This window comes from Novosphingobium sp. BL-S-24, assembly GCF_055521575.1.
Genome location: NZ_CM145487.1, coordinates 857,632 through 878,361, shown reverse-complemented (window position 1 = coordinate 878,361; position 20,730 = coordinate 857,632). Strand labels below are relative to the sequence as shown.

The 20,730-nt window shown below is 59.6% G+C and carries 17 protein-coding genes and 1 riboswitch; of the genes, 9 read left to right on the top strand and 8 right to left on the bottom strand.

The window, feature by feature from the left end; translation table 11 throughout:
* The first annotated feature begins 94 nt into the window (after window positions 1-94).
* Window positions 95-1,393 (top strand): MFS transporter, encoded by a 1,299-nt coding sequence (locus ACZ1JM_RS03940; RefSeq protein WP_465131827.1) that lies wholly within the window; start codon window positions 95-97, stop codon window positions 1,391-1,393.
* Window positions 1,390-2,265, top strand: a complete 876-nt coding sequence (locus tag ACZ1JM_RS03935; protein ID WP_465131826.1) for a GntR family transcriptional regulator — start codon at window positions 1,390-1,392, stop codon at window positions 2,263-2,265. The genes ACZ1JM_RS03940 and ACZ1JM_RS03935 overlap by 4 nt, the downstream gene beginning before the upstream one ends.
* A gap of 73 nt (window positions 2,266-2,338) precedes the next feature.
* Here the strand turns inward: ACZ1JM_RS03935 and ACZ1JM_RS03930 are convergent, their stop codons facing one another.
* The 4 genes from ACZ1JM_RS03930 to ACZ1JM_RS03915 all read right to left on the bottom strand — a co-directional run bounded on the left by ACZ1JM_RS03930 (window position 2,339) and on the right by ACZ1JM_RS03915 (window position 7,147).
* Entirely contained in the window at window positions 2,339-4,552 is a 2,214-nt protein-coding gene (locus ACZ1JM_RS03930; RefSeq protein WP_465131825.1) for a TonB-dependent receptor, read from the bottom strand.
* A 313-nt stretch (window positions 4,553-4,865) separates the two neighbouring features.
* A complete protein-coding gene (locus ACZ1JM_RS03925; protein ID WP_465131824.1) occupies window positions 4,866-5,522 on the bottom strand; it encodes a methyltransferase domain-containing protein in 657 nt (218 codons plus the stop codon).
* The gene (locus tag ACZ1JM_RS03920) at window positions 5,503-6,492 is read right to left on the bottom strand and encodes a DUF535 family protein (RefSeq protein ID WP_465131823.1); all 990 of its coding nucleotides are present in this window, start codon (window positions 6,490-6,492) and stop codon (window positions 5,503-5,505) included. The genes ACZ1JM_RS03925 and ACZ1JM_RS03920 overlap by 20 nt, the downstream gene beginning before the upstream one ends.
* A gap of 436 nt (window positions 6,493-6,928) precedes the next feature.
* On the bottom strand, window positions 6,929-7,147 hold the full coding sequence (locus ACZ1JM_RS03915) for a response regulator transcription factor (protein ID WP_465131822.1): 219 nt from the start codon (window positions 7,145-7,147) through the stop codon (window positions 6,929-6,931).
* A gap of 273 nt (window positions 7,148-7,420) precedes the next feature.
* Here ACZ1JM_RS03915 and ACZ1JM_RS03910 point away from each other — a divergent pair, with 273 nt between their 5' ends.
* From ACZ1JM_RS03910 to ACZ1JM_RS03900, 3 genes are all read left to right on the top strand, one after another.
* Window positions 7,421-7,666, top strand: a complete 246-nt coding sequence (locus tag ACZ1JM_RS03910) for a response regulator transcription factor (RefSeq protein WP_465131821.1) — start codon at window positions 7,421-7,423, stop codon at window positions 7,664-7,666.
* Between the two features lie 469 nt (window positions 7,667-8,135).
* Entirely contained in the window at window positions 8,136-9,200 is a 1,065-nt protein-coding gene (locus ACZ1JM_RS03905) for a choice-of-anchor A family protein (protein ID WP_465132574.1), read from the top strand.
* A gap of 90 nt (window positions 9,201-9,290) precedes the next feature.
* Window positions 9,291-9,532, top strand: a riboswitch (cobalamin riboswitch).
* Between the two features lie 256 nt (window positions 9,533-9,788).
* Entirely contained in the window at window positions 9,789-10,787 is a 999-nt protein-coding gene (locus ACZ1JM_RS03900; RefSeq protein WP_465132573.1) for a HoxN/HupN/NixA family nickel/cobalt transporter, read from the top strand.
* Between the two features lie 10 nt (window positions 10,788-10,797).
* Here the strand turns inward: ACZ1JM_RS03900 and ACZ1JM_RS03895 are convergent, their stop codons facing one another.
* From ACZ1JM_RS03895 to ACZ1JM_RS03885, 3 genes are all read right to left on the bottom strand, one after another.
* Window positions 10,798-11,811, bottom strand: a complete 1,014-nt coding sequence (locus tag ACZ1JM_RS03895; protein WP_465131820.1) for a nitrilase-related carbon-nitrogen hydrolase — start codon at window positions 11,809-11,811, stop codon at window positions 10,798-10,800.
* Between the two features lie 43 nt (window positions 11,812-11,854).
* The gene (locus ACZ1JM_RS03890; RefSeq protein WP_465131819.1) at window positions 11,855-13,321 is read right to left on the bottom strand and encodes an MFS transporter; all 1,467 of its coding nucleotides are present in this window, start codon (window positions 13,319-13,321) and stop codon (window positions 11,855-11,857) included.
* A gap of 106 nt (window positions 13,322-13,427) precedes the next feature.
* Window positions 13,428-15,800 carry a TonB-dependent receptor gene (locus ACZ1JM_RS03885; protein ID WP_465131818.1) on the bottom strand — a complete coding sequence of 791 codons (2,373 nt, stop codon included), beginning with the start codon at window positions 15,798-15,800 and terminating at the stop codon, window positions 13,428-13,430.
* A 280-nt stretch (window positions 15,801-16,080) separates the two neighbouring features.
* Between ACZ1JM_RS03885 and ACZ1JM_RS03880 the strand changes: the two genes are divergently transcribed.
* On the top strand, window positions 16,081-17,031 hold the full coding sequence (locus ACZ1JM_RS03880; RefSeq protein WP_465131817.1) for a LysR family transcriptional regulator: 951 nt from the start codon (window positions 16,081-16,083) through the stop codon (window positions 17,029-17,031).
* Between the two features lie 24 nt (window positions 17,032-17,055).
* Here the strand turns inward: ACZ1JM_RS03880 and ACZ1JM_RS03875 are convergent, their stop codons facing one another.
* The gene (locus ACZ1JM_RS03875) at window positions 17,056-18,051 is read right to left on the bottom strand and encodes an alpha/beta fold hydrolase (protein ID WP_465131816.1); all 996 of its coding nucleotides are present in this window, start codon (window positions 18,049-18,051) and stop codon (window positions 17,056-17,058) included.
* 250 nt (window positions 18,052-18,301) lie between these two features.
* Here ACZ1JM_RS03875 and ACZ1JM_RS03870 point away from each other — a divergent pair, with 250 nt between their 5' ends.
* The 3 genes from ACZ1JM_RS03870 (at window position 18,302) to ACZ1JM_RS03860 (ending at window position 20,730) form a co-directional block, all read left to right on the top strand.
* Window positions 18,302-19,387 carry an LLM class flavin-dependent oxidoreductase gene (locus ACZ1JM_RS03870; RefSeq protein WP_465131815.1) on the top strand — a complete coding sequence of 362 codons (1,086 nt, stop codon included), beginning with the start codon at window positions 18,302-18,304 and terminating at the stop codon, window positions 19,385-19,387.
* 93 nt (window positions 19,388-19,480) lie between these two features.
* A complete protein-coding gene (gene gntA / locus ACZ1JM_RS03865) occupies window positions 19,481-20,140 on the top strand; it encodes a guanitoxin biosynthesis heme-dependent pre-guanitoxin N-hydroxylase GntA (protein ID WP_465131814.1) in 660 nt (219 codons plus the stop codon).
* Window positions 20,137-20,730, top strand: coding sequence for a DUF1989 domain-containing protein (locus tag ACZ1JM_RS03860; RefSeq protein ID WP_465131813.1), 594 nt, complete (start codon window positions 20,137-20,139; stop codon window positions 20,728-20,730). The genes gntA and ACZ1JM_RS03860 overlap by 4 nt, the downstream gene beginning before the upstream one ends.

Here is a 20,730-nt window from a genome sequence, read left to right as displayed (position 1 = left end):
GACGAGTCATTATGGTATATTCCTATAACTATTAGTGTGCCATGAAGATGGCGTTGTCCAGTGCCGTACGCGGCAGACCGTAAACAGGTGATCGATGGTCTCGAGCGTTATCCCCACCGAGCCGAACGTGCCGGGCAGAACTACGGCTGCGCTACCCGACCGGGATGGCAGGGCAGGGTGGCTGGTGGTCGTGGCGGCGATGGTCGGACTGTCCGTCGGCCTCAGCCCGCTGCCGTTCTATACGATCGGCATGTTCGCTCCGCAGTTGCAGGCACAGTTCGGCTGGAGCTTCGCATCGTTGATGGGGTCGATCACGGTCCAGTCTCTTGTCGTCATGGCGACCGGGCCGATGGCGGGCGTGGCCATCGATCGCTACGGGGCCAGACCGGTTGCGCTGGTATCGCTGGTGCTGTTCGGGCTGACCTTCATGAGCTTGGGGCTGAACAACGGCAACATCTGGCTCTACTATGGCCAGTGGGTTATCATGTCGACCGTAGGCGCGGGCACGCTGACCGCCACGTGGACCTACACGGTTAACGGCTGGTTCGAAAAGCATCGCGGCCTCGCCATCGGCATTGCCAGCACCGGGACGGGTGTGACGGGATTCCTGATCAAACCCCTCGCCGCTTGGTTGATCGAGAACTACGGCTGGCGTCTGTCCTTCATGGCGATCGGCCTGCTGCCGATTATCATCGGCGTTCCGATCGTGGCATGGTTGTTTCACGAAAGGGGCGGCGGCAAGATCAGGCCCAAGCGGGGCGCGTCCATCATTGCCGAAGCGCCGCCCAGCGAGGCAGGCCTGACGCTTCGCGAAGCCGTGGCCAGTCGTCAGTTCTGGATCATGATATTCGCGTTTCTGCTCATCGCCTTTGCCCTGACAGCGCCGACGCCCAATCTGGAAAACATCCTTCGCACTCAGAAATTTTCGCTTGCGGAGATCGGCGGCATCACTGCCGGGTTCGGCCTGTCGGTCATCGCCGGGCGGGTAATCGGTGGATGGCTGCTGGATCGGTTCTGGGCGCCTGGATGTGCACTGGTAATCCTGCTGCTTCCCGCAGCCGGCAGCATCCTGCTCTCTCGCCCTGACATCGATACGGGTCACGCCATTGTTTCCGTGATCGCCCTAGGACTAGGCGCCGGGTTTGAATTCGACCTTCTGGCTTACCTGATCGCCACGTATTTCGGCAGGCGCGCCTACGGCAAGATCTACGGTTGCCTTTACACCGTGATCGCATTGGGCGGCGGGCTGGGTCCGGTTGTCTACGGTTGGTCATTCGACAGGACGGGGCGGTACGACATCGCTCTCGCCGGAGGCGCAGGGCTGGTTATGGTGGGCGCGCTATCCCTCTTGCTTATGGGCAAGTACCCTCGCTGGACGAGCGAGGCGGCATGACCGCAGACGAGCCGCTGCCTGCCCTGAGCTACGTGTTCGAGGGCGGCGATACTACCCCCGGCTTGACTATGGGTACCTTACCGCCAATTAGCGTGCGGTCGACGGGGGCCGAAATGAGCAGTCAGGGAATGGAAATGCTGGACCGCGAGGGGGCGGTACCTCTTTACCACCAAATATACCTGCAATTGCGCGACCAGATCATGTGCGGTCAGAGGGCCTATGGCAGCGCCCTGCCGACCGAGCAGGAACTGTCCGAGATATACAGCGTATCGCGCATCACCGCGCGTCGGGTGCTCAACGATCTGGCCGAACAGAATTATGTCGAGCGCAAGCGGCGGATCGGCACTCGCGTGACCTTCCGCTCCCCCGCCAGGCCGATCGAAGCCAACATCGATCAGGCCGTGGACTCGCTCATGGCGCTGGGCGAGGGTACGACCGTCAACGTCATCTCGGTCGAGACACGCGGTGCGACGGACATCATCGCTGACGCGCTGAAGATCGAACCCGGCGCCGATGTGGTAAGGGCGGTTCGCGTCCGGCGGCTCAACGACGTGCCGATCGGGTACGTGGTCAGTTACGTTCCCGGTGATCTGGCGCATATCGTCACGCAGGATTCGCTGATGAGCGGCCCGATCCTGAAATTGCTGGACAAGGCGGGGTATCACGCCGCCCATGCCGAGCAGCTGATAGGCGCGATGCAGGCGGACGCCTTGCTGGCAGATACGCTGCAGGTGGCCTTGTCATCGGCGATCCTGCGCATCACCCGCACCGTCTACAACGCGGATGACCGGCCATTCCTGCGCACGTATGCGCATTATCGCGCTGATCGCTTCCATATCCGGCTGGATCTGCAAAACCCCAAGTCAGCCTGAAAGACGGCTCGCATAAAAAAGGACCGCCAACCGAAAGGCTGGCGGTCCAGTTCAGGCTCGTCAGGGCCTTGGGTCAGATCTTGAAGCGCAGGCGCACCGTGTAACGACGCGGATCACCTGGGAAGAGCGAGAGGAAGTTCGCCGTGACCGTCTTTTGGTCGGTCAGGTTGGAAACTTCGAACGACACCTTGTAGCTGTCATCGTCATCGGTGAAGCTGAGACCGGCGTCGATGAAGTCTTCAGTCGTGGTGCGCGAGGTATTTGCCACAGCCACCCAGTAGGGCGAGTTGTGCCGGTACGTGACGTTAGCCGTGAAGTACCCGCTAAGCGACTCAACCGGTATCTCGTAGGCCGCGCCGCCGCTGAACTGGAACTTCGGCACGCGAACCGGGATCAGGTCGGTGCTGAGCGTTGTCGCCAGCGGTGATATGTACGTGTAACGGCCGTGCATGTACGATGGGTTGGCAAACAGGCTGAGGTTGCCGAATTTAGCCGTGCTTTCCACTTCGACGCCGTATACTTCAAGTGTCCCGGCGTTGAAAGGAAGGCTTGCGATCACGCCCAGGTTGTTCACGACGCCTGCGGTCACCTGAAGGTCCTTGGTGCGGGCATAGTAACCGGTCAGGTTGAAGCGAACCTTGCGATCGAACAGTTCCGACTTGATACCGCCTTCGTAGGACCAAGTCGTTTCCGGACGGAACGTCACCGCGTTCTGCGGCAATGCCGCGGTGCCGTTCCAACCGCCCGACTTGAAGCCGTTGGTCGCGGATGCAAAGACCATGACGTCAGGATTGATCTTGTAGTTCACCGCTATTCTTGGAGTGAACTTCTTGACCGTCTGGGAAAGCGGAATGCCGTTGGCCAGTACGGCGGCATCGTCATACGACAACGTCGGGAACTGGGTCGATTTGATGATGTGAAGGTTCTTTTCTTCCCAGGTGTAACGTCCGCCCAGGGTAAAGGTCAGCGCGTCTGTCGCATGAAGGTCCGCCTGCGCGTAGATCGCGGCAGTCTTCACTTCATGATCATAGGCAGCGTCCTGGATAGGACGGAAAGCCGTGGTGCCGCCAGAGAAGCTGGTCTGGCGATCGTCCGCAGTCTCCCGAAGGTAGAAAACGCCGGTAACCAGATCAACGACGCTGCCGAACGAATAGTTCAGCTTCAGTTCGTGGCTCTGCTGTTCGTACTTGCCGTTATCAACCAGGATGTACCCAGCGTACTTGTTGACAGCCGATGCGTTGTATTCGTTGATGTAGCCTTGATCGAGATGACGGTATCCGGCGATGTAAGTGAACGCACCGTTGTCCAGTTCGTAATTGACGTTTCCGCTGAACGCTACGACCTCAGACAGGTTACAGTTGCCACGCCCCGTAGTGAGCAGCGTGGTGACGTTGTCATCCGTACAGCCGGTGTTGGGCAGTCCCGATGCGTTCTCGTAAAATACCGGACGATTGGTGGCGTTCGGTACGTAAGGGTTCGTACCCGGCACATAACGGAGGCCGGAATACGTGCTGGCGTTGCTGGTGTATTCGCCGGACACGTCGATCGTCAGCCGATCCGTCGGCAGAAGCCTGATGTCGCCACGAATGCCGTAGCTCTTTTCACCGTTCAGCCAACCGCCAGTGGTTACCTTTTTTAGGTAGCCACGATCCTGGACGGCGAAGCCGGAGATTTTGGTGAGAATCTTGTCGCTCAGCGGCAGATCGGCGCTGGCCTTCACGGTGTAGCGCTCATACGAGCCGCCCGTGATTTCCATCTTCATGCCGGGCGTAGCCGCCGGCTTGCGCATAATGACGTTGATGGCGCCGCCGGTCGTGTTGCGTCCGAATAAGGTTCCTTGCGGACCGCGCATTACTTCAACGCGCTCCGTGTCGAAGAAGGCGTAGTTATTGGCGTTCTGTCGCGCAATGTAGATGTCGTCCACGTAAGCCGTGACGGGGGCATCGAATGTTGCGGTAGACTGACTGTTGCCCAGACCACGCAAATAGTACGCGTTGGCAGATGCGAGGCCAGCGTTATGCTGCGAAATCATGCCAGGTACGAACTTCGACGTGCTCAGCGTGTCCTGTACGTTGAGTCGTTCAAGCATCGCATCGCTGAATGCGGAAACGGTTACCGGCACATCCTGAAGTTTTTCAGCTCGGCGCTGGGTGGTTACGACGATTTCTTCCAGTCCTGACGACCCGTCCCTGGGCGCCGGCGCGTCTGCGTCTTGCGCATGCGCCGCTACGGCGACGAAAGTGAGAGATGATAGAACCGTCGTTAACAGCAGTCGGTGATTGGTCATGGTCTAAGCCCTCATCTTTGGCGACCTTTCGCCGGAGCTTATTGTTATAATGATATATCTATATGTCAAACAATTGACGCATTGAGATCAAGTTTATCATTTTATCACGATAATCCAATGACATAACGTTGAAAAGGCATAGGCTGGCTTGCGTGTGCTCGAAGCAAGGGGTGGAGGCAAAACCGCAGGAATGGTATCGAATTCGATTGAAAAATTGGCTTATTCCGGTGACGATTTTGGCATCGCAAGCGGCCAAGCCGATGATTCGACGAAATAACGCGAGTAACATAAAAGTTACAAACGATAGCGTGCGTTATCCGCCGCTGGAGATCCAGATCGTCGCGGCATAATGGTCGGCATTCGACAGAAACTGCGATCGCGCAGGCAGATCCCTGACCCTTCGAAACCATCCCGACGCTTCTATCACATCGTTGCAGACCGGATTTATGTAAGCGATGCGCAAAGGCGCGGTGACGGCCGCCCTGTGCCGATCCCTGCGGGCCCTTTCCAAGACCTCACCCATGATGTGATGCCCGAAGCTGTGAAAGATGTAGCACACCGTGGTAGCGCTCAAGTCGTGATCGATTGCGTTGGCGGCGATTATCTCCACCTTCTTTGTGCGGAGACGACCTTTCTGGTGGTTGATCTGTGCCTGCTGCGCGAGGCTTGCAACCAACTCAACTCCCTCGACCCTACATGCGCCCATATGAGCGGCGGCGAATACGGCGCGACCCATACCGCAGCCCAGATCGGTCACCGTGTCATCGGCGTTCAATCCAGCAGCTTTGAAGACTTCGAAGATATCCCGGTAGGGCGATGGGATGTAATGCATGTACCACTCGCGATCACCGGGGCCTCCGGTGCCGGGGTGGAAGCCGAACGTGCTTACGCCGAGGTATCGGTCCCATAACTCGTCGGCCGGCTGACGCAGCCTGGCGCTGAGATTGTGGTTACGTAAGCTGGACCACACCGATTTCGCCTCCTGTTACGTGACCGGTCGACGGATTTCCCTCTAGCCAGTGCTTTCGAAGACTTCGTTCGATCGCTTCAGACAACTGGCTGAGCATGTCGTACCGCCTGCGATATAAAGCCCGCTTGCGTGCCGGGATCTGATCGCGTGCGCGCACTGTCGCGCGTACAGGGAGTTCAAACATGGTGTCATCAATGCGCACGGCGCCGCGTTCAATCCACACTTCGTCATAACTGACGCGGACTTCCGCCCTGCTATCGCCAAAGTACGGTGCGCGATGGTGCTGGTACTGATCGGAAACCAGTAGTATCCGCGCTACGCCCAGTTGTATGCAAAGCATGCGGAACAGCTCGATCAACAGATCACGGGGCCGCATGCCATGTGCCTGACGGGTGAGATCGCGGTAAATGTCCATTATCTCGGGAATGTCCCTTGGATTGCGGCCCTGTACCGCGCCGACATGGGCAATCAGGTCGCCAGCTTCCCGTCGCAAGGCGAAAGCGATCGAATAGATGCGGTCGTCTCCCCGGAACAGGTTAAGCACCAGCGGGCCTTCGTTCTTGAACCAGATCGCCTCATCCAGGACCAGGCGTAGGCCAGGGTCGATCGCGGACAGATCGCCGATCATCGTCTCCCGCTGCTCATGCGGGTCGAACAGCCATCGCAGCCTGACCATGGCGTCGTAATGATCGCGAAGTTTGGTCAACCGCGTACGCGCATTCCAGTTGGTCGATTGGTAGGGATGGATGACCGCGTCCAGCATCGTGGGCCGAGCGCGTAAGCGACGACGGAAAGGCGTGTCTTCGTCCTGGCGGATCGCGGAAAACAGCAGGTCTTGGTTACGCCAACCGGAATAGACGAAACGCGCACGCTGAAACGCGGTGTTCAACATATTGCTTTCAGCGACAATTGCCGATGATCGGCAAAGCCAGCTGAAATACAGGACCATGGCCGAAAACCCCGACGCCATGACTAGTATAGCAAGTAAAACTGTGAAGACCGGGACGGCATATCATAGCGAAGGCCGCCGGCTTCCCGATCTTTTAGTGTTGCGACTCGGGTGCAAGCGCCTCCGCGAGCGAGCGGATGGACCGCCCGCAAGCCCCCCGATCTGCCTGATCCCTGACGTCTAGTCATTCAGTCCCCGCTGATATTCTCGCTTTGGGAAAGTTGCACATGATTGATGCCCTCGACATAGGACCAAGTACCTAGGCATTATGCCTCATGAAATGTGGTGAGTCGGAACAATGGCCTGAAAATCAACAAGGCGAATTAAGTAAGCGCCACTCACAATAGATCAGTGAAATTGTGCACATAACCAAGAAGAGGAGGGAGTTGGATTGCAAATGCGAACATCAACCCTGCCCTCACCGGGGCGCACAAAGGCGTGTGAACTGCCGCAACTCTCACACCAGCCCGTTCGCAATGGCGAAGGCTACCATGTGGGAACGGTTTCGCGTCCGGGTCTTGAGACGGATGTGGTCGATATGCCGTTCGACGGTTCGGGGTGCGATCTCGAGCTGTTTGGCCACTTCCTTGGCGGACAGGCCTTGAGCGATCGCGCGAAGGATCTCCGACTCGCGATTGGTCAGCGTTTCGAGGATTGTGTGCCGATCTTCAATCATTGGCCCGAATCCAGTTGGCAGCAAATTGAGTCAAAGCGCGTCTCCATCAAAGCTGATCAATCTTCGTGGCAAGAGCGGACGGGCGCAACGGCAATAGATGTACGTAAAAATCGGACTTAAGACTAAACTTGTACTATTTGGTTAAGGCGTGTTATATAAAAATATCAATCGTAGAATCCACTAGGGTCGCCCCACAACACATATCGCATACCCGGATTACCGAGCATTTAAATCGGTGATTCTGAGGGATTTTCACGCATATAGGGGGTTATCATGGATAAACTTAACAACTTGCAGCTGACCGTCCGTGAGTCCGAAGTAGTCGGTCTGGTGGCGCGAGGCATGTCTGCCAAGGAAGTTGCAATTACGCTGTCGATCGCGCCGTGCACGGTCGAGCGCCATGTTGAAAACGTGCGACTAAAGACCAGAACGCGCAATCGGGTGCACATGATCGCCTATGTCATCCGTAACGGCATGCTTGGTGACGGAACGTCAGGGTACATCGTACACGCCGCCTGAGCATCGGTTCATCAGGCTGCAGCTGGGTTTTTGGACGAGAGGCCGGCACAATTTGACGTTCGTCTACGGACGTACCGTCAACGTGTTCACGCCGGCCTTTGTCCAGGCCAAATAATATCTTTGCGTGCCACTCGGTCTCCTGCCTCCTTTCAAGGATGACAGTCGTCCGATGCTCCTTTTCGTTCCATCTGGTGCGGTACGGTCTTTTGACCCCTCACTTTATCCAGCCGCTGGAACGCTTTAACTACTATGGCCATCCCCAAACGGTGTCCAGAATTAGTGCAACCGCAATGGTTTGAATTTGGCGCTCGTTCTTCGGGAGGAGCAGGCCACCACCGGGTATCAAGATAACAGGTAATAGCTGGCGTGTTCCGCGAAGGGACACCGCCAAAGTGCGACTTTCCAATCGCACCGGCTGCGATACGAGGGCCTCGGCACTTCCGCCACGTGAGACCCACCCGTGACAGCAATTCGTATCGCTTCCTTGTCCGTCGCGGCCATTGCCGCTGTGATTGCTGCCAGTCCGGTTCTTGCCAGTTCGGGTATGATTGCCGGCACCGATGTGCTGCGCAACTGGAACCTCGTGGTTCTGGGCGATCTGACGTCGTCATCCGAGGTGGAAGGGCGCACGTTCGTCGGCGGAAACCTGGAAGGCAATTCGTCGAACTATCAGATTCAGCCGCTTCCCGCTTCCAACACTGGCACGCCGGGCCTGACCGTGGTGGGCGACGTCAACGGCGGCCACAAGAACCTGAACAACGGTTCCGGCGCGATCGTTGGCGGCAACGTCAACAGCGGCCTTAATCTCAATGGCGCCGCGCAGACGGTTCTGGTTGGCGGCTCGATCAGCAACACCAACGTCAACAACAACACCGTCACGGCGGGCCTTGCCGCCAGCGATCCAGCCTTCGCGCAGAACCTGACCCAGCAAAAGAGCCTGATCGAAACGTCGATGACCGGCCTCAGCGTATCGATGAGTAAGCAGACGGCTAATAGCGACCTCACGATCAGCGGCAATCGCGGCACGTTCGATGCCAAGCCGGATGGCAGCGGCGTTGCCGTTTTCAACATCTCGGCCAGTGACCTGAACAAGATCGGTGAGATCCAGTTCAATCTTAACGGCGCGGACACGGCGATCGTCAACGTATCGGGCGGTGCGATCAAGCTGGACGACAACTTCCTGGGCGGCACCCAGAACCTGGGCGAACATGTGATCTGGAACTTCCCGGATGCCAAGGACCTTTCCTTGACCACGGCCTGGGGCGGTTCCGTGCTCGCCCCCGGCGCGGCCGCCAGGACTGCCAATTACATCCAGGGATCGGCCGTATTCGGCAGCCTGGTGCAGAACGGTGAAATGCATATCGGCACGTACACCGGCGGTTATCAGGTTCCCAGCGATCCGGGTACGCCCAGCACTCCCGGCGGAAGCTCGGGCGGCTCCCCGGTGCCGGAACCGGGCGTAATCGGCCTGATGGCTTTGGCGACCGGCGGTCTGATGCTGCTTCGGCGTCGTCGTCGCACCCCGGCGAACTGAACCTTCCGAAAGCCCGATACCCGCGATCCGGCCTTGCGGCCCGGCGCGTGTACGACTAGGTGCGATCGTGTCGATCCGGCTTTGAGGCGGGTCGGCATTGATCGCGTCGGTGCCCCGAAAGGGGCTTAATAGGGAACGCGGTAAGAGGGGTGCCCCCTCGAAGCCGAGGCTGTCCCTGCAACTGTAAGCGGCGAGCGCGATGCATAGGCCGGCGACCAACGCGGTACGCCGGCAGCCACTGGGCCGGACGCTGAAACATGCGAGGCCTGGGAAGGCCATGCATCAAGCATTGACCCGCGAGCCAGGAAACCTGCCGGCGTCTGGTCGCTCTTGCCGTGGCCCAGGGGTTGGCCAAGGCACGGATACTCCGTCTGAGCGACGTACGTGCGGCGGGGCCGCACCGGCATACCGTGCCGGCCGCTGATTGGCGTCCGTCCGGCATGGATGCGCCGGCCGCTTGTGCGGAAGCCCCTCCGTCAGGTTCGCTGACGCCCGGGGTATCGATGAATGCAATACCTGAACGACGCGCCCGGCGCGCCTTCGCAACGTGGGAGTCGGACGGCTTCCCATCGAGGCGCCGGTCCCCGGCTGCGCTCTCGTGCCACCGCGATTATATCGTGCCTGATCGGGGCGAATCTCCTGGTATGGGGGTGGGCGTTCAGCGTTTTCCATTCCAGCCCGGTACTGCTGGGAACCGCCTTGCTCGCATGGAGCCTGGGGCTGCGCCACGCCGTGGATGCAGATCACATCGCGGCGATCGACAACGTGACGCGCAAGCTGATGCAGGACGGCCAGCGACCACTGAGCGTCGGGCTATGGTTCGCGATCGGCCATTCCGCCATCGTCCTGATCGCGGCGACGACGATCGCCCTTGCCGCCAGTACGCTCGACGATTTTGAGGCATTCGGTCGGTCCGGTGGCGTGATCGCGACGATTATCTCGGCCGCATTCCTGTTCGTCATTGCCATCATGAACCTCGTCATTCTGAGAGGCGTCTGGCAGCGGTTTCAACAAGTTAGGCGCGGTGGCAGGATCGTGGAGGACGATCTTGACATGCTGCTGGCCGGGCGCGGTCTGATCGCCCGCATCCTTAGGCCGGTGTTTCGGCTGGTGCGGCATCCCTGGCACATGGCGCCGCTTGGTTTTCTTTTCGGCCTGGGCTTCGATACCGCGACCGAGGTGGCGATACTCGGGCTGTCGGGCGCCCATGCAGCGGATGGGATTTCGCTGGTGACCGTCCTGGTATTCCCGGTGCTGTTTGCGGTCGGCATGGCGCTGGTAGATACCATCGACGGCATCATCATGCTGGGTGCTTACGAATGGGCATTCGTGAAGCCCATTCGCAAGCTCTATTACAATGTCGTCATCACCGCGATTTCCGCGCTGGTAGCGCTTGTGATCGGTTCGATACAGACGGCGGCGCTGCTGTCTGACAAGTTCGGGTTGGAAGGCGGGGTATGGTCAGGTGCGGCCATGCTTTCCGAGCATTTCAACACCCTGGGTTTCCTGATCATCGGGCTATTCATATTTTGCTGGATGGCCAGTTACGCCGTCTATCGCTGGAGCGATCTCGACTCAGTGGGCTGATGGGCGAGGTTCAGACCGACTTGCCACCATTCCAGTGAGATTGGATCTTTCGCCAGGCGTCCCGTTCCACGTCGATGATTTCGTCGAACTGTTCGGGAGCATGATCGGGCCATCGGTCACTGGGCCAGTGGCCTGTCATGGCAGCAGCAATCGTGGTCTGTGGCTGGATCTGCGCGAGGAAATTGGCTGCCGCTTCCTCTCGCCATTTCCGCAGGGCCGGGATGTCCACGCGCGCCAGCATGACGGTGGTATCCGCTGCCACATTTTTGCCGATCTGCTCGCCTTTGTAATCGTAGATCGTTGATGGCGGTGACTGTGGGCCACCGTCGAAATTGGGGCTGGCGAGATAGACCATGTTCTCGAACGCGCGGGTGGCGCGTACGTGAAACGCGCCTGCACGCTCCAGATAATCGAGGTGGGTTCCTGCCGCCGCGATGGGATTGACGATTACCTCCGCCCCTTTCAGCGCCAGCGAACGGCACGCCTCCGGCCAATGCGGCTCCGCCCCGATCGTGGCCGCCATCCTGCCAAGGGGGGTGTCGATCACCGGGAAGAACGCGTCCTCGCCAAATGTCTCGATGAATTTGGAATAGACGTCGATCGGGCTGGTTCGCAGCGACAGTGAATAGCTCTTGCGATGGACGAGCGCGAGATTGCCGTCCGGCGCGATGATCGCGCACGACAGGAAATAGCGGCCAGGGAAAGCGGCGTGACGTTCGGGCGCCTGAACGACGATCCACGCCCCCATTCGCCGCGCCGCCGCGCCGATACGGTCCAACTCCGGCCCCGGAAATTCCAGCGCGGCGTCATGCCACACTTCCGACGATACCATGGCGTGCCCGCTGATGCCGAACTGCGGAAAGACGATCAACTTTGCGCCGTGGTCACCGGCGACTCGTTCAGCAACAGCGATGGTGTGGTCGATATTCGCCAGCAACTTTCCACGATCGGGCCGCCCATCCACAAACATGGAGTTCGGCACCACACGGCAGGCGGCCATCGTATAGGGTTCAATCTGAGACATACCGGTTTCCAACGTAGTGAGGGCAGGGCGGTCTACCCATTTGTCAGGTGATCGCACCAGCGGGATCGGCGGCGGGGTCGACAGCACTTTCGGTGGAAGGTATCGCTTCGTCGTGGCGCTCTGCCGCGGCGAGTTCGTCGGCGTCCAGCTTGTAGAAGCACATTGTCAGCAGCGCACCGGCCATCGCCAGGGCAGGGATGACCGATTCGCAAAGCATGATCGCGCGAATCGCTTCCGGTCCTTGCTTGCCGACCGCCCCATTGCCTGACGAAACATATCCCATCACCGACAGAAACGCGCCCAGCGCGGCAAGCGATGCGGCAGAGGACAGCTTGTCCAGCAGCGTCGTGATGCCGGCAAAAGCCCCCTCGCGGCGCTCGCCACTCCGCACGAAATCAAAGCGAACGGCATCGGAAAGCAGGGCGTAGGCGCAGAGGATCATCCCGCCTCCGGCAAGGCCGCCGATCACGGCGCGCGCGCCGATGCCGAGCAGACTTTCCCCCGGCCCGGCCAGAAGCCACGACAGGTGCGTCGATCCATAGACCGCCAAGGCAATCATGTAGCACGCGCGCCGACCCAGATGACGCGATGCGAAGACCCACATCGGCATCGAGAACACCATCGCCACGGTGGTCAGCATGAAATAAGTGCCCAGCACCTGATCGCCGACATTCAGAACGAATCGCGTGAAATAGGCAAAGCTCGCGGATCCGATCACCGTCCCGAAAAGCAGGAATACGTGGGCGATCGCCAGCACACGAAACGGTCGATTGGCCCAGACGACCACGAACTGGCGCCATACGTCGAACCGCGGGCGCTTTGCGGTGGCGGCGGGCGGCACGGTGCGAGGCGCGTCCTTCAACAGGCGGACGGCAGCGAACGTGGCGACAAAAACGATCGCGCCGACAAGGATTGCCAGCAGCAAGTGGCTTTGTCGGCTTGGCCCGATCATCCCCAGCATCCACGTTGGCAGAGTGGACCCGAGCAGCGCACCGATCGCATTTCCATACGTGCGCCACGCCATCAGCCGCGCGCGTTCGGTGGGATCGGTCGAGCTTTCGACGACCATCGCGAAACCGGGAATGGTCATCAGCGTGTAGCCGGACGCATGGATGGCCAAGGCCAACGCCACAAATATCTCGGTCAGCAGTATCGACTGAAAGTCGGGCGCGCCGAACAGCATCACCACGCCGAGAGGCATGGCTAAGCCACCGGCAAACAGGAACGGCAACCGTCGCCCCCACCGTGATCGTGACCGATCGCTCCACGCGCCGACGGTGGGGTCGAGAAACCCGTCGTAAATCTTGACGAGGGCGAAGATCAGGCCCGCCGTTCCGGCCGAAATGGCAAGGCTGTCGGTCATGAACCGCAGGCCGAGTACGGTGACGACGTTTTGCCCTGCCGCATGAGCGAGTGGGATGCAGAGCGAGCCGATCCTGATGCGCCACGCCTGTTTCCCGGACGAGACGGGCGGCGGCGCGGTCATGGCCGGGGCAGACAATGAAGCCACGATGTTCTCCTGATGGTCGCATTCTCGACCATGATGTGCCGACAGATGGCTTCGCAGACGTAGTTAGCCTGCGCGGGCTTCGGACGGCACGCGCAGGCCAGATCGATCAGAACCGCACGCCCATTTCGAAACCGACCTCAAGCGGGCGACGGGGGGTGGCGTGGAGGCACTGCTGGTTGGAGCCATAGAAGGCCGTATTGGTCTCGATAAAGCCGCATGTGGTGGTGCCGCCGGCAAGCCCCGCGCCCATCGTGCGCCGGTTGTTCAGGAGGTTCCGGCCGAACAGCGCGAAGTCGACCGCCGGGGTCGTCCAGGCGATTCGCGTGTTGAGCGTCCAGGAAGAACGAACGGTCACGAGATTGGCGGTGTCGGCATAGAACTTCCCGCGATAGGCGGCGTCAGCGCGGAAGGTGAGATCGCCGGTGTCCATCGGCACGGCATACTCCGCGCCGATATTGCCGTTCCACCACGGCACGTTGGCCTGCGTCTTGCCTTTCATGATGATCGAACCGTCCGCGCTTGGCGGGAATCCGACTGACGAACTGGCTGCCAGGATGACGGGATCGGCATTGGTGAACTTCTGCTTCGCGTATCCCAGCGTCCCCGTCAGCGAGAAGCTTTTGGTGATGGCCAACCGCGATTCCGCTTCGAATCCCCAGATATCCGATGCGCCGATATTGTTGGTTGCCGTAACGAAGCTGGTCGCTCCGTTGACCACATAGGGAGTAGAGCTGGTGATCTGCTGATTGGTGACCCTGTTGAAGAAGCCGGTAAGGTTGAAGATCATCCGGTTGTCGAAAAATGCGTTTTTCGTCCCGAATTCATAGTTGTCCAGCTTCTCAGGCCGGGCGTAGATCAGTGTCTGCGGCTGCCCTGGCGGTGTCGCGTTGGAGAAGCGCCCGCTTTTCACGCCGTTCGAATACAGCGCGTAGATCATGTTCTCCGGCGTGATGCGGTAGCTCAACGTCACGCGAGGTGAGAAGGTATTCGCGGCGCGCTTGCCCTTCGTATTGTTAGGGATCGCGCACGTCGTGCACACCGGATAGATCTGTTCTTCGCGGGCGTAACGCGCTTCGCCGCTCAGGGTGAGATCGGGGACGATGTCCCAGTCGAAGCCACCAAACCCGGCTATGTTCGACACTGATAGCTTGGCGACCAGTCCGGTCGGGTTAGCTGGCGTGGCGAAGCGTAGCAGTTCGAAGACGTTCTCTTCCCAGAAGTAATAGGCGCCAACCCGCCAGCGCAGGGAAGAGGCTCCGGGCGACAGAATTTCGATCTGGTGGCTGGTGTTCTGGAATTCTTCACGCGATTCGCTGAAGCTGTCAGCGATGGCGGTGACGGTTACGACCGGCGGTGTTCGTCCGATCAGGTCGCCATAGATCGGGTCCTGCCCGGGTCGCGATGCGCGCATGAAGCTGGGATTGTCCCGGAATTCACGGCTTTTGAAGTAACCCCCGCGATAGGTAATCGTATAGTCGCCCAGCTCTTTGGACACGATGGCCGATCCGAAATAGCGATCGCGTTTGGTGCCCTTGCGTCCCTTGTCAGCGACGAGATCATAGTCGGCGTCCGGCATCGTTTCGGGAAGGAATGATCCGTTTCCGCGCGGCAGTGTCACCAGATCGATTCCGGCGGTAACCCAATCACGCGGAGTCTGGATGACCTGCGCGGGCACCGTGTCGCGATCATGGCTGTAGTGACCGCGCAACCTTACTGAAAACGTGGGATCGGGCCGCCAGAACAGGGTTGCCGTCGCAATGTCCGACCGTTCGCGTCCGATCGGGCGGCCGGTATCCGTAGCGCGGGTCAGCTTACCGTTGCGCAGCGTGGTTGCTGCCGCGCTCAACCAAAGATGGTCCTGCACCAATGGCGCGGTGATTGACGCGTTGTAGAAATAGCTCGGCTCGTTGGTCCCTTTGGTGAAGCTGGCCCGAACCCGGCCGGACCCGGTGATGGTGTCAGCGGTCGGTTCCTGGGTGATGAAGTTGACCGCCCCGCTGTATGTGGCGCGGCCGAAAGTGGCGCTTTGCGGCCCCTTGATCACTTCGACCCGCTCGATGTTTTCCATGTCGAGCGAGGCCAGCTGCCCCGAAAGCGGTACGCCATCGAGGAAGAACGAAATGCCCTGATGCCGCTCGTCCGACGTGTTGGCGGATAACCCGCGTACCGACCACGCGGTGGGCTCGTTGCGGCCGGTGCCGGTGAAGATGCTGAGGTTGGGCGTTACGCGCTGCAGATCGTTGATGTCCCTGATTTGAGCATTGCGCAGATCGTCTGACGATAGAGCGGTGATCGAAAGAGGTACGTCCTGAAGCTTTTCCACGCGGCTTTTGGCGGTCACCAGGATTTCGCCCGGGGCAAGATTGCCGCCGAACCCATCCGAACTTTCTTGAGCCACGGCAGGCTGTGCGGCCAGCAATGCCATTGTACAGCAGATGAGACTGGTCGTGGTCAACGCCTTTGATTTCAGCCGGTTCATGGGTCTATCCTCATGTTTGACGTGTTGTTCTTGTTCTTCCTGCGACACACGTTCTTGAATTATTGATATCGTGTGGACTCTACTGCCGCGACGTTGAGTGGACTGGCTGATCAGGCGCCCGGGAACGTCACATCTATTTCAGCATCATCAAACGTCTGGTGATCGTGATGACTTCGATGCGTGATCTATTGGGACGCAGGATTGAGAACTAACCAGTGATAGGCCAGACGAATTATCCTTGGACTTATGCGTTTATGCTATAAGCTGGCAAAACGCCGGGATGCAGCAATGGAATGGCAACATGGACCTTAAACAACTGCGAAGATTTGTGTCCGTTGCGGATCTTGGCAGCTTCAACAGAGCGTCGGAGGTTCTCAGCGTTTCGCAGCCTTCCTTGACGCGCAGTATTCAGCTGCTGGAAGAATTTCTTGATGCACGTCTATTCGATAGGGGGCCACGTGGTATCGAGCTGACTACCGTGGGGCATGAACTGCTGCCACATGCACGCGTGATCCTCAGCGAGCGGGATCGGGCCGTCGCCACGATCGATGCGATCCGCGGGCGTCGTGCGGCCGCCATCTCGATCGGGGCGGAAGCATCGTTTGCGATGCAGGCGCTGCCAAAAGCGATTTGCGACATGGCGGAACGCTACCCCGAAGTGCAATTGCATGTGCGAGAGGGCATGCTGCACGAATTGCTGGACGCGGTGCGAGAAGGTCGCCTGTCCTTTGCCCTCGGGTCACGCGCTCCTTATCTGGATTGCCGGGATGTAACATTTGAGCCGCTTGTCAACGAACCCGCCAGCATCCTCCTGCGGCCGGAGCATTCACTGTTGAAAGGCCTGAAGAAAGGAGAAGTCGCCGATGTCGCGCTTCTGTCCAAAGGCCGCTGGATCGTATCCGACAATGCCTTGATCATGGAAGGCTGGGCATCGATGTTTACACGCGCCGGGGTCTCACCACCGCAGGATTTGCTGCGTACTTCGTCACTGCTCATAACCAAAAGCTGCCTGTTGGGAGGCGACTTTATTTCCTTGGGCGATGTTGGCGCGTTCCAGAAGGAAATTGCCGAAGGTCGCCTGATCCGGCTCGATCTCCAGGTGCCCGCCTATAGCCGACCCGCCGGGCTGTTCCGCCGTACGGAAGCGAAGCCGTCACCGAACGAGCGCGCATTCATGCAGATGTTGCGCGCAGCGTTCGGAACAGGTCACGCAAAGGCCGGCAGCGCCTGAACAATTCGCCGGCCTGCGATATCCTTAGCGGGACATCGCCGGTTGGGTCGGTGCCTTGGCGCTGGATGCGGTGATCTTGTCAATGAAGGCCATCAGGTCCTGACCTGTCTTTTCCGGCAGTTCCAGCATCGGGTAATGGCCAACGTCGGGATAGTGAATGACCTGAACCGGCGCGTTTGCAAAGTCCTTCACGGCCTTGTCGGCCAGGTTCGTTGGCAGGACGATGTCCTTGTCGCCCCATTGCAGCAGGATGGGCACGCGCACTTGCGCAGCATCCTTGCCAGCGCCCCTCTTCCACAAGCTCTTCAGGTTGGCCTGATAGTATTCGCGTACTCGTGCGTAGCCGCCTTCGAGGTTGTTGGTCTGGTAATACCAGTCCACTGTTTCAGGCTTCAACCGTGAAGGCGTACCGTACAATTGGCTCAGCGACGTCTTGTAAAAATAGCGGGGGTAGTAGTTCGGGACGATATTTTCATGCGTCCACACGAGAAAGTCCGTCCACGGAGACACTTCGGTCGGCGGAGGAGCGGCAAGTGGCAGCGCGGAAAGCGCGAGAGCGCGTACACGGTCTGGATGCTGCGCGGTGTAGAGCACCGACAAGGTCGCGCCGCTGGAACTGCCGACCAGCGTGATGTCGCGCAGATCCATCTTGTCTACGAACTGTTCGACAAGTTCGGCGACGCCGCGTGATCCGCGCGAAGGTTTCGGGTCGACGGTGAGGCCATACGGAGGCCAATCCATGCGTACAACGCGATACCGCGTCTTCAACTGGTCAGCCCATCCATCCCAGATCCGCAGATTCGTCATCGAACTATGCAGCATCAGGACTACGGGACCCGTGCCTTCATCGCGGTAATGTACATTGACATCGCCGATCTTGATGAATTTCGACGGCGGTGTTGCCTGTGCGGCTTTCACGTCTTCGTAAGAAGGATTAAAGAAGCCGAGCCGCAAGATGGCCAGATACACAGCCAGGCAGCCGATTAATGCCGCCAATACGATCCCCGTCCAACGCAACATCGTGCAGTCCCCATCGTCGCTTTTCGCCGATCACGGACGATGCAGGGTGGGTTGGGCCAGGGCCAATCGAATTACTGATAGGGGTATGTGTTTTCGCGATAACTGGCCCTATCAGCTTTCTGTATAACTGAACGCATAAATCTACTGGTCGATCGCGCTGTTGATGCAGACAATCGAACCGACACGGACGCCTTCCGGACTCGGGAGGTGCAGCGAAACGGAACACTCAGCAATGCACCCCGCAGACGACATGGACCTGGAATTCGTCGGTATCGTGAACCATACGTCGAGTGCGGCGGGTGAACCGCCGTCTGCGCTGGATTTCGACCCGGAGCATATTCACCGCGCGGCGCTGGCGCAAGAAGCGGCCGGGTACGATCGCGTGCTGATCGCCAACACGGCCATCATGCCGGAAAGCTTCGTCATCGGTGCCAACCTGGCCAGCGTGACCTCGCGGCTCGGCTTTATGCTCGCGCATCGGCCGGGGGTGATGCCGCCGACCCTTGCGGCGCGGCATCTGGCGACGATCGACCGGCTGAGCAATGGCCGGGCGGCCGTCCACATCATCGTTGGCGCAGATGATCGGGAAGTGCAGGCCGATGGCCTCTTCAACACCAAGGAAGAGCGGTACCGTCAGGCGGGCGAATACGTTGAGGTGATGCGCCGCGTCTGGGCGAGCGATGCACCTTTCGATCATGACGGGGAATTCTACACGTTTCGCGGCGCACACGCCATCGTCCGTCCGGCCGGTGGAGCGATACCCGTATACTTCGGCGGCACGTCCGACCTGGCGCTCGACGTGGCGGGGCGTTGCGCCGACGTCTATGCGCTTGCGGGGGACACATTCGCGGGCGTTGGCGAACTGACGGCAAAGGCCCATGCTGCCGCTGCTCGCCACGAACGCGCGATCAAGGTCCTCATGACCATGGTCATCATCGTTGGCGAGACCGAGGATGCCGCATGGGAACGTGCCCGCGCGCTGCAGGCGAAAGTCGAGGCAGCGATGGAAAAGATCGCCGGTCCTGCGCCGGATCGCGAAAATCACGCTGCGCAGCAGTGGCAGCGGCTGATGGACCGCGCCAAGGAAGGCGACCGGCTGGACCGTTGTCTGTGGACCGGCCTGAATCAGGCCTACCGGGGCCGGGGCAACAACAGCGTGCTGGTCGGGACGGCAGACCAGATCGCCGATACGCTGATGGAATACCGCCGGCTTGGGGTTACCCGTTTCCTCTTGCGCGGCCCCGATCATGATAACGACGCGGCGATCATCGGGCGCGAACTGTTTCCGGCGGTCCGCGCTAAAATGGCGGAGCGCGCGGGCATGGAGAAAGCCTGAGCCACCCCCGATTAATCTGGGTTAGGCGTTATCTTCCTAAAACTGCGACACCTTTTGCAGCCCGGTTCGTTGGTGCGGACTGGAGAAGGCAAAATGATCGAAAGTCTGGAAGACGAGTTCTTGGAGAACATCCGCGACCCGTCGTTTCCGTGCGTCGGCGCCAAGGCGGCGATGGCCAAGGGGATGCTGAAGGTCGTTCCGGCGCGGGATTTGACCAGCGCCTGGAACGACGTGGTGATCCACCGCGAACTGCTCGCGTGGAGCCACAGCTATAAAGACGAGCGGGAGGGCCTGCGCAGTCTTGCAGTGGTGTTCGAAGGTCCGTTCGATCTGAGTGAGAAGGAATTCGAGGCGGCGATGTGGGAACGCATCCAGTCGCTGTCGGACAAGGATGCATGGCTGGGACAGCCCTATGACGTGACCGTCAGCTCCGATCCCGATGATCCGCATTTCTCCCTAAGCTTCGGTGGATGCGCCTTCTTCGTCGTGGGATTGCACCCGAACGCGTCGCGTCCGGCGCGGCGGTTTTCAAGGCCGGTGATGGTCTTCAATCTGCATGAGCAGTTCGAACGATTGCGCGAGGAAGGGAAATACGAACGCATGCGCGAGCGTATTCTCGAACGCGACATCGCTATCGCGGGCTCCATCAACCCGATGCTTTCGCGCCACGGTGACTCCAGCGAGGCCCGGCAATATAGTGGCCGGGTTGTCGGCGAGAACTGGGATTGCCCTTTCAAGGACCCCCGTGCGTGAGCGAACGCCAGACCATTCCACCACGCAGCGGCGCGGCGTTTCGGCTGAATGCTGGAGAGATACTTACCGTTTACGACCCGCTGGGATGCCAGGTTTCGGACCTGCTGGCGTTCGCTGCCGACGATGTGCGCGAAGTCATCTCGAACGGTCGCACGTTCGATTACGAGGAAACGATCCTGCTGACCACGGGCAACAAGCTGTGGTCGAACCGGTCGAACGTCCTATTGGAAATCGTCGATGACACGGTCGGTCGACACGATTTCCTGCTGACCCCGTGCAGCGATGCGACATTCGTCCACTTCTACCCCGACAAGCCTGTGCATCGGGGCTGCTTTGGCAATCTTGCAGAAGCGCTGGCGCCTTATGGCGTCGAACCGGACGCCATTCCCACGGCCTTCAATCTGTTCATGAACGTGCCGGTCAAGGAAGACACCGGCCAGCTTGAAGTCTTGCCGCCGACAAGCAAAGCGGGCGATTACATCAAGCTGCGGGCCGCGCGGGACTGCATTATCGGGCTGACCGCATGCTCGGCCTATGCCTCCAACGGAGGCACGTTCAAGCCGATCGACTACATCATCACCACCGAGTGA

Coding starts and splice junctions, on each gene's coding strand:
- ACZ1JM_RS03940 (WP_465131827.1), top strand. CDS start 95: ATGGTCTCGAGCGTTATCCCCACCGAGCCGAACGTGCCGGGCAGAACT.
- ACZ1JM_RS03935 (WP_465131826.1), top strand. CDS start 1,390: ATGACCGCAGACGAGCCGCTGCCTGCCCTGAGCTACGTGTTCGAGGGC.
- ACZ1JM_RS03930 (WP_465131825.1), bottom strand. CDS start 4,552: ATGACCAATCACCGACTGCTGTTAACGACGGTTCTATCATCTCTCACT.
- ACZ1JM_RS03920 (WP_465131823.1), bottom strand. CDS start 6,492: ATGGCGTCGGGGTTTTCGGCCATGGTCCTGTATTTCAGCTGGCTTTGC.
- ACZ1JM_RS03915 (WP_465131822.1), bottom strand. CDS start 7,147: ATGATTGAAGATCGGCACACAATCCTCGAAACGCTGACCAATCGCGAG.
- ACZ1JM_RS03910 (WP_465131821.1), top strand. CDS start 7,421: ATGGATAAACTTAACAACTTGCAGCTGACCGTCCGTGAGTCCGAAGTA.
- ACZ1JM_RS03895 (WP_465131820.1), bottom strand. CDS start 11,811: ATGTCTCAGATTGAACCCTATACGATGGCCGCCTGCCGTGTGGTGCCG.
- ACZ1JM_RS03885 (WP_465131818.1), bottom strand. CDS start 15,800: ATGAACCGGCTGAAATCAAAGGCGTTGACCACGACCAGTCTCATCTGC.
- ACZ1JM_RS03880 (WP_465131817.1), top strand. CDS start 16,081: ATGCAGCAATGGAATGGCAACATGGACCTTAAACAACTGCGAAGATTT.
- ACZ1JM_RS03875 (WP_465131816.1), bottom strand. CDS start 18,051: ATGTTGCGTTGGACGGGGATCGTATTGGCGGCATTAATCGGCTGCCTG.
- ACZ1JM_RS03870 (WP_465131815.1), top strand. CDS start 18,302: ATGGACCTGGAATTCGTCGGTATCGTGAACCATACGTCGAGTGCGGCG.
- gntA (WP_465131814.1), top strand. CDS start 19,481: ATGATCGAAAGTCTGGAAGACGAGTTCTTGGAGAACATCCGCGACCCG.